The 8,129-nt window shown below is 70.4% G+C and carries 9 protein-coding genes; 5 read left to right on the forward strand and 4 right to left on the reverse strand.

Translation table 11 applies throughout. The features are described 5' to 3' along the window. Positions 1-272 precede the first annotated feature (272 nt). Entirely contained in the window at positions 273-926 is a 654-nt protein-coding gene (locus ACYVE7_RS24440) for a hypothetical protein (RefSeq protein ID WP_460367563.1), read from the forward strand. Positions 927-973: 47 nt separating this feature from the next. On the opposite strand, the gene fabI is transcribed toward ACYVE7_RS24440, so the two are convergent. Then, entirely contained in the window at positions 974-1,765 is a 792-nt protein-coding gene (gene fabI / locus ACYVE7_RS24445; protein WP_460367565.1) for an enoyl-ACP reductase FabI, read from the reverse strand. Beyond that, the gene (locus ACYVE7_RS24450) at positions 1,765-2,469 is read right to left on the reverse strand and encodes a beta-ketoacyl-ACP reductase (RefSeq protein ID WP_460367566.1); all 705 of its coding nucleotides are present in this window, start codon (positions 2,467-2,469) and stop codon (positions 1,765-1,767) included. Before ACYVE7_RS24450 ends, fabI begins: the two co-directional genes overlap by 1 nt. A gap of 146 nt (positions 2,470-2,615) precedes the next feature. Between ACYVE7_RS24450 and ACYVE7_RS24455 the strand changes: the two genes are divergently transcribed. Both ACYVE7_RS24455 and ACYVE7_RS24460 read left to right on the forward strand, forming a co-directional pair. Next, the gene (locus ACYVE7_RS24455) at positions 2,616-4,112 is read left to right on the forward strand and encodes a TldD/PmbA family protein (RefSeq protein ID WP_460367568.1); all 1,497 of its coding nucleotides are present in this window, start codon (positions 2,616-2,618) and stop codon (positions 4,110-4,112) included. Next, positions 4,109-5,461, forward strand: coding sequence for a metallopeptidase TldD-related protein (locus ACYVE7_RS24460; protein WP_460367570.1), 1,353 nt, complete (start codon positions 4,109-4,111; stop codon positions 5,459-5,461). The genes ACYVE7_RS24455 and ACYVE7_RS24460 overlap by 4 nt, the downstream gene beginning before the upstream one ends. Positions 5,462-5,484: 23 nt before the next feature. Here the strand turns inward: ACYVE7_RS24460 and ACYVE7_RS24465 are convergent, their stop codons facing one another. After that, positions 5,485-5,706, reverse strand: a complete 222-nt coding sequence (locus tag ACYVE7_RS24465) for a dodecin (RefSeq protein WP_460367572.1) — start codon at positions 5,704-5,706, stop codon at positions 5,485-5,487. 69 nt (positions 5,707-5,775) lie between these two features. Between ACYVE7_RS24465 and ACYVE7_RS24470 the strand changes: the two genes are divergently transcribed. Further along, complete coding sequence (locus ACYVE7_RS24470) at positions 5,776-6,117, forward strand: DUF3099 domain-containing protein (RefSeq protein ID WP_460367573.1); 342 nt, start codon at positions 5,776-5,778, stop codon at positions 6,115-6,117. Between the two features lie 157 nt (positions 6,118-6,274). On the opposite strand, the gene ACYVE7_RS24475 is transcribed toward ACYVE7_RS24470, so the two are convergent. After that, positions 6,275-7,603 carry a sensor histidine kinase gene (locus tag ACYVE7_RS24475; protein ID WP_460367575.1) on the reverse strand — a complete coding sequence of 443 codons (1,329 nt, stop codon included), beginning with the start codon at positions 7,601-7,603 and terminating at the stop codon, positions 6,275-6,277. 184 nt (positions 7,604-7,787) lie between these two features. Here ACYVE7_RS24475 and ACYVE7_RS24480 point away from each other — a divergent pair. Beyond that, positions 7,788-8,129 (forward strand): MarR family transcriptional regulator (locus ACYVE7_RS24480; RefSeq protein ID WP_460367577.1); only part of this gene is annotated, 342 nt, incomplete at its 3' end.

Raw genomic sequence — 8,129 nt, forward strand, 5'->3', positions numbered from 1 at the left:
CGTCATCGCGGTGTTCCCCACCGCCGACGCCCTGACCCGCCCCCTCGCCCTCACCGCGTTCACCCGCGCCCGCCGCCACCTGTCGATCGTGACGGCCGCGGGCCCCGCGCTCGCCGAGGCGATCAGCCGCGACACCCCGCCCGGACGGCGCACCCGCTTGGCCTCTTTGCTCCAATAGAACGAAATTCTGGAGGCAGGACGTGACTTGGGCCCCCTTGATCCGTTAAATAAGACGGAGAGTCAATTACCCCCCAGGACTCTGAGGAGCCGCATTGTCCCGCCACCGCGCCCCCCGCCCCAGGCGTTTCCACCGGCTCGGCCGCACCTCACTCGCCGTCTCGGCGGGCGTCCTGCTGGTGTTCGGGGCCGCCGCGCCCGCCGTGGCGCTGCCCCGCGCGGACAAGCCCAAGAAGACCTGCCCCAAGGGAACCGACCCGGTCACGACCTGGAACAACATCGTCTGCCAGGCCGAGAACAACGCCGAGGACTTCAAGAAGAAGATCGACGACCTGACCAAGGACAAGGACCCCGACCCCGGGCCGCAGAAGATCCCCGACACCGGACCCGACGGCGCCGGCCCCGGCAAGAAGAAGCCCAAGCCGAAACCCAAGCCGCGGACGGTGTCCGCGCCGAGCACGCCGCGCGTCTCACTGAACTCCACGGTGCCGCTGACCACGCCCGCATCGTTCACGAAGCTGCCCGAGACCGCCACGGCGCTGCCGCGCACCCCGCAGGTGGCCGGCTCGCCGCAGACGGCGGCCCAGGCCGTCGCGCTGCCCGAGGTGCACCTCATGCCCGTCTCGGCCGTCACCTCCACCGGCGACGCCCGGACCGCGGTCTGGGCCGCCATCGGCTCCGGCGCGATCACCGGAGTGGTCATGCTCCAGTTCAGCGTGCTCGGCGCACGCCTCCGCCGCCGCGCCTAGACAACGCGAAGGGGCCCTCGCCGGGGCCCCTTCGTGCTGTTCGGGTGCTACTGGTCGAACTGGCCGCCCATCGCGTGGACGCCGCCGTCGACGTGGATGATCTCGGCGGTGGTGGCCGGGAACCAGTCCGACAGCAGCGCGACGGTCGCCTTCGCCGTCGGGACCACGTCGGTGATGTCCCAGCCGAGCGGCGCCGACTTCGACCAGCCGTCGGTGATGCCCTCGAACCCGGGGATCGACTTGGCGGCCATCGTCCGGATCGGTCCCGCCGCGACCAGGTTGAACCGGATGCCCTGCGGGCCCAGGTAGCGGGCCAGGTACCGGTTGCAGGACTCCAGGCCCGCCTTGGCGACGCCCATCCAGTCGTAGACCGGCCACGCGGCGCGCGCGTCGAAGGTGAGGCCGACGACCGAGCCGCCCTCCTTCATCATCGGCAGGCACGCCATCGTCAGCGACTTCAGCGAGAACGCCGAGATCTCGACGGCGGTCGCGACGTCCTCCCACTTGGTGGCCAGGAAGTTGCCGCCCAGCGCGGTCTGCGGGGCGAACCCGATCGAGTGGACGACCCCGTCGATCCGGTCCCAGCCGTGGGCGCGGAGCTGCGCCTCCAGCCCGGCCAGGTGCTCCTCGTTGGTGACGTCGAGCTCGACGACCAGCGGCACGGCGTCCGGGCCCGACGGCAGCTTCTTGGCGATCCGCTGCGTCAGGGTCGGCCGCGGGAACGCCGACAGGACGACGTTCGCGCCCTGCTCCTGCGCGATCTTCGCGACCTGGAAGGCGATCGAGGCGTCGGTGAGGACGCCCGTCACGAGGATGTTCTTGCCTTCGAGAATGCCCATTAGTGTCCCATTCCAAGTCCGCCGTCGACCGGGAGCACGGCCCCGGTGATGTACGCCGCGTCGTCGCTGGCCAGGAAGCGGACCGCCTTGGCGATCTCCTCCGGCTCGGCCTGCCGCTTCAGCGGGATGTTCTGCTTGATCATGTCCTGGAGCTTCTCGTCGAGCCCCGCCGTCATGTCGGTGTTGACGAAACCGGGCGCCACGACGTTCGCGGTGATGTTCCGCGACCCCAGCTCGCGGGCCAGCGACCGGGCGAGGCCGACCATGCCCGACTTGGACGCCGCGTAGTTCGCCTGCCCGCCCGAGCCCGACAGGCCCACCACCGAGGAGATCAGGATGATCCGGCCGGTGCGGAGCTTCATCATGCCCTTCACCGCCCGCTTGGCCACCCGGAAGGAGCCCGTCAGGTTGGTGTCGAGGACCGAGGTGAAGGTCTCCTCGCTCATCAGCGCGAGCAGCGTGTCCTTGGTGACGCCCGCGTTGGCGACGACCACCTGGACGGGGCCCTGCTCGGCCTCGATCTTCGCGAAGGCCGCGTCGACCTCCTCCATGCTGGTCACGTCGCACTGGACGGCGAAGAAGCCCTCCGGCGGCTCACCCGACCGGTAGGTGATCGCCACGGCGTCGCCCGCCGCCTGCAGCTCACGGGCGATCGCGAGGCCGATACCGCGATTGCCGCCGGTGACCAGGACAGAGCGCGTCATGCGCCAACCTCCGAAAAGTACGAGTGGACCGGAACGAGTAGCTCACATCACATTGCGGCACGAGGCTACCGGTCGGCCCGGCGGCGGCGAGATGCCGAGAACAACAAGATCCGGGCCTGATCTTTGTGCTGAGATAGGTTCTTCAGATGCATGAGATCGATCCGGCATTCGCCGCGTTGCCGCTGCGGGCGCTCGCCGACGCCGCGCTGACCCGAGCCCAGGAGCTGGGGGTCGAACACGTCGACTTCCGGCTGGAACGCATCCGCAGCCAGACCCTCCGCCTCAAGGACGGCTCCCCCGAGACCACGCTGGACGCCGACGACATCGGGCTGGCCGTCCGTGTCGTCAAGGACGGCACCTGGGGGTTCGCCGCCGGGATCGACCTGACCGTCGAGGCGGCCGCCGCCGTCGCGGAGCAGGCCGTCGCCGTCGCGAAGGTCGCCAAGGCGATCAACCGGGAGGCCATCGAGCTGGCCCCCGAACCCTCCCACGGCGAGCAGGTGTGGATCTCCGCTTATGAGATCGACCCGTTCACCGTCCCCACCAGCACCAAGATCGAACTGCTGGCCGACTGGTCGCGGCGGCTGCTGGACGCCGGCGTCGACCACGTCGACGCCTCGCTGCTCCAGGTGAAGGAGAACAAGTTCTTCGCCTCCGCCGACGGCACGGTCACCAACCAGCAGCGGGTCCGCGTGCACCCGCAGCTCACGGCCGTCCGGATCAAGGACGGCGCGTTCGACACCATGCGCACCATCGCGCCGCCCGTCGGACGCGGCTGGGAGTACCTGACCGGCACCGGCTGGGACTTCGACGCCGAGCTCGCCGAGATCCCCGGGCTGCTGGAGGAGAAGCTGGCGGCGCCGTCGGTCGAGGCCGGGGTGTACGACGTGGTCGTCGACCCGTCCAACCTGTGGCTGACGATCCACGAGTCGATCGGCCACGCCACGGAGCTGGACCGGGCGCTCGGCTACGAGGCCGCCTACGCGGGCACCTCCTTCGCCACCCCCGACAAGCTCGGCAAGATGCAGTACGGCTCCAAGATCATGAACATCACGGGCGACCGGACCGTCCCGCACGGCCTGTCCACGATCGGCTTCGACGACGACGGCGTCGCGACCCAGCAGTGGGACATCGTCACCGAGGGCCTGTTCACCGGCTACCAGACCGACCGGCGGATCGCCCAGCTCACCGGGCAGGCCCGCTCCAACGGCTGCGCGTTCGCCGACTCCCCCGGCAACATGCCGCTCCAGCGGATGGCCAACGTGTCGCTCGCGCCCGCCGAGGACGGCCCCTCCACCGAGGAGCTGATCTCCCGGGTCGACGACGGGATCTACATCGTCGGCGACAAGTCGTGGTCGATCGACATGCAGCGCTACAACTTCCAGTTCACCGGCCAGCGCTTCTTCAAGATCACCAATGGGCGGCTGGACGGCCAGCTGCGGGACGTCGCCTACCAGGCGACCACCACCGACTTCTGGAACTCGATGGAGGCCGTCGGCGGCCCTCAGACCTGGGTGCTGGGCGGCGCCTTCAACTGCGGCAAGGGCCAGCCGGGCCAGGTCGCCCCGGTCAGCCACGGCGCGCCCTCGGCGCTGTTCCGCGGCGTCAACATCCTGAACGCTGTCAAGGAGGCGGGCAAGTGAGGCCCCAGGACGCGGTGGAACAGGCGCTCAGCCTCTCCACGACCAGCGACTGCATCGTGATCGCCGACGAGTCGAGCGGCGCGAACCTGCGGTGGGCGGGGAACACGCTCACCACCAACGGGGTGTCCCGGTCCCGGCGGCTGACCGTGATCGCGATCCAGGACGGCGCCGTCGGCGTCGTGTCCCGGGCGGGGGTGGGGGCCGACGGGATCGCCGACCTGGTCGCGGCCGCCGAGGAGATCGCCCGCGCGGGCAAACCCGCCGAAGACGCCGCCCCGCTGATCACCGGGACGGCCCCGGCGTCCGACTGGGACGCCGACCCCGCCGTCACCGACATCTCGGTCTTCTCGACCTTCGCGCCCGCGCTCGGCGCCCAGTTCGAAGAGGCCGCCGCCGCGGGCCGCCGGCTCTACGGGTTCGCCCACCACGAGCTGACCTCCAGCTTCCTGGGCAGCTCCAGCGGGCTGCGGCTCCGCCACGACCAGCCCACCGGCAAGGTCGAGATCAACGCCAAGAACGACTCCAGCTCCGCGTGGGTCGGCACCGGCACCGGCGACTTCACCGACGTGGACGTCCCCGGGCTGGCCGCCGAACTCACCCGGCGGCTGGAGTGGGGCAAGCGCCGGATCGACCTGCCCGCCGGCCGGTACGAGACCCTGCTGCCGCCGTCCGCGGTCGCCGACCTCATGATCTACATGTACTGGACGGCCGGAGCCAGGGACGCCCACGAGGGCCGCACCGTCTTCTCCTCCCACCCGGTGGGCAGCGAGTTGTCCCCGCAGCCCCTGCGCCTGTACAGCGACCCGGCGGCGGCCGGTCTGGAGTGCGCGCCCTACGTGATCGCGCACGCCTCCGGCCGCGACTCCTCAGTGTTCGACAACGGGCTGGGCCTGCCGGCCACCGACTGGGTCGCCGACGGCAAGGTCGCCGCCCTCATGCAGACCCGGTTCTCGGCCGCGCTCACCGGGCAGCCCGTCACGCCCGGCGTCGACAACCTGCTCATGGAGGGCGCGCCCGGCGGCGCCACCCTCGAGGAGATGGTCGCGAACACCGAGCGCGGGCTCCTGCTGACGTGTCTGTGGTACATCCGCGAGGTCGACCCGCAGAACCTGCTCCTCACCGGGCTCACCCGTGACGGGGTGTACCTGATCGAGAACGGCGAGGTCGTCGGAGAGGTCAACAACTTCCGGTTCAACGAGAGCCCGGTCGGGTTGCTGTCCCGCCTGACCGAAATCGGACAAACGGCACGGACGCTACCGCGTGAGTGGTCGGACTACTTCACCCGGACGGCCATGCCGCCGGTCCGGGTCGCCGACTTCAACATGTCGACCGTCAGCCAGGCGTCCTAGAGATCCCCTGCAGAGAGATCCACTCAGAGATCCGCGGGGTCTTCGAGGCGGAAGCCCACTTTCAGGGTGACCTGGAAGTGGGCGATCTCGCCGTCCTCGATATGCCCTCTGACCTCGGTAGCCTCGAACCAGTCGAGGTTGCGCAGCGTCGCCGAGGCCCGCTTCACCCCGTTCTTGATCGCCGCCTCGATCCCCTCGGACGACGTGCCGACGATCTCCGTCACCCGGTACACGCGATCACCCATGATCGTTCCCCCTTCGCTTGAGCCGATACCCCCTCCCCTACCCAGCTCCGCCGGGCGTAACGTGGAGGGGTGAGGGCACTACCGCGCCGCAAGCAGGCCACCGTCTACAACGTCACCACCGCAGCCGTCCCCATGTCGGAAGACGTGTCAGGACGCCAGCGCCGCTATCTGATCTCCATGGGGATCCGGATGGCCTGCCTGATCCTGGCCGTGGCGCTCTACGGCCACACCCCGCCGCAGGTGATGGCGCTGCTGCTGGCAGGCGCGATCTTCCTGCCGTACGTCAGCGTCATCCTCGCCAACGGCGGCCGCCGTCCCACCCGGCTCCCCAGCCTCCACGACACCACTCCGCCCCCCTCCGCACCGGCCCAGCGGGCCCTGCCCGCCGCAGATCCGCAAAGTGGCACGTGACTATCTCTTGACTAACCCCGGGGGGTTTCGGTGTACGATTTGTACCTGGCGCTCCGGTCCCCCGTCGGGGCGCCCGTGCCGGTGTTCCGGGCCCCCGTCGGAACACCGATGTGCGGCGCTGGGAGGGTTGCCCCCGTATCCTCCCAGCGCCGCTTTATCATTTCCGGGGCAGGCGCAGGACGAAGCGGGCGCCACGTTCGCTGTCCTCGACGGTGAGGGTGCCGCCGTGGGCGCGGGCCGTCTCCAGGGCGATGGGAAGGCCGAGGCCGGTGCCGCCAGGGTCGCGGTCGCGGGACTCCTTGAGACGGACGAAACGTTCGAAGATCTTCTCGCGGTCCTGCGGGCGGACTCCCCCGCCGTCGTCGCAGACCTCCAGGACGACCTCGTCGCCGTCCAGCGAGACCTTCACGACGATGGTCGTGACGGCGTGCCGTTCGGCGTTGTCGAGCAGGTTCGTCACCAGGCGGGCCATGCGCAGGCGGTCCAGCTCCACCCAGGCGTGCGGGGCGAGGTCCGTCTTGATCTGCTTGCCGCGGGTCCGTGCGGCGAGCTCCGTCTCGACCAGCGTCGACAGGTCGCGGCGCACCATCTCCAGCTCAGTGCGGTTGTCGAGCCGGGACAGGATCAGCAGCTCGGTGACCAGGTCCTCGAGCCGTTCCAGATCGTTGAGCAGCTTGGCGGCGGTGCACGGCCAGTCGGTGTCGTCGGGGTACATCAGGGTCTCCTCGACCGACAGGCGCATCGCGGCGATCGGGCTGCGCAGGTCGTGGGAGACGTCGGAGGTGAACTGACGGCTCCTGGCCAGGGCGTCCTCCAGCCGTTCGAGCGTGTCGTTCACGGTGCCGGCCAGCGCCCGGATCTCGTCGGGCGGCACCGGCACGGGGACCCGGCGCTGCAGGTTGGTCGCGGTGATCACGGCCATCTCACGGCGGATCGACTCCACGGGCCGCAGCGCCGAGCCGACGATGAACCAGGTGCCCGCGCAGAACAGCACGACCGTGCAGGCCGAACCGGCCAGCGCGGTGATCAGCGCCGTCCCGGTGCCGTACCAGGGCGGCCGCGACACCACCCCGTACACCACGACGATCCGCCCGTGGTCGAGCTCGGTGGACAGCAGCATCACGCCGATCACCCGCTGGCAGCCCGGCAGCCGGGGGATCCCGCACAGATCCCAGGAGCTCATGATGTCCGCGGGATCCGGCCGCAGCGGCGTGATCGCCGGCGCCCCCGCGAGCGACGGCGACGACACCATCACCTTCCCCGACGCGTCGACGACCTGCAGGGCCGTCTCCTTGGCCGGAAGGACGCCGGGCAGCCGCCCCTGCCGGATCTGGCCGACCACCTGCATCACGTCGGCCAGCGCCCTCGCGTACCGGTCGGCGGAGGTCCTGGCGTCGGTGTTGGCGAGGAACGCCAGCGAGGCCAGGACGCAGGCGAGCACGGCGAAGACACCCGCGTACAGGGTCAGCCGCGCCCTCAAGGTCATCGACCGTCGCACCGCCTCGCCACAGAACAGGGGGCCATTAGGTGAGCTATCACCCCGATCGCCCCGGCGAGAAACCGCCGGACGGCAAAGACTCTCCCCACCCACCGGAAGCCGCGGCCACCACTTCGTCAAGGAGCGTTACTAGGATGGCGGGTTCGTCAAGGAGCGTTACTAGGATGGCGGGATGATTGCGACGCCGGCGACCGTGCGGGAGGGGAACGCGCTGACCGTCCTCGAGGCGTTGTGCGACGGGCCCGCGCAGTCGCGGGCGGGGCTGGCGCGGCGGCTCGGCATGGCGAAACCGACCATGGGGAACGCGCTGGACCTGCTGCTCGCGGCGGGGCTCGTCAAGGAGGTCGCGCCGCCGGAGGGGCCGCACTACGGGGCGCTGTTCTTCGAACCGGACTACGGGATCGGCCGGGTGCTGGGGCTGGACATCGGCCGGCGGTTCGTCCGGGGGGCCGTCGCGGACCTCGGCGGGAAGGTGATCGCGCGGCACGCGGTGCCGGTGTCGGCGAGCACCGCC

The organism is Actinocorallia lasiicapitis, assembly GCF_054778695.1.

Coding starts and splice junctions, on each gene's coding strand:
- ACYVE7_RS24475 (WP_460367575.1), bottom strand. CDS start 7,603: ATGACCTTGAGGGCGCGGCTGACCCTGTACGCGGGTGTCTTCGCCGTG.
- fabI (WP_460367565.1), bottom strand. CDS start 1,765: ATGGGCATTCTCGAAGGCAAGAACATCCTCGTGACGGGCGTCCTCACC.
- ACYVE7_RS24450 (WP_460367566.1), bottom strand. CDS start 2,469: ATGACGCGCTCTGTCCTGGTCACCGGCGGCAATCGCGGTATCGGCCTC.
- ACYVE7_RS24465 (WP_460367572.1), bottom strand. CDS start 5,706: ATGGGTGATCGCGTGTACCGGGTGACGGAGATCGTCGGCACGTCGTCC.
- ACYVE7_RS24455 (WP_460367568.1), top strand. CDS start 2,616: ATGCATGAGATCGATCCGGCATTCGCCGCGTTGCCGCTGCGGGCGCTC.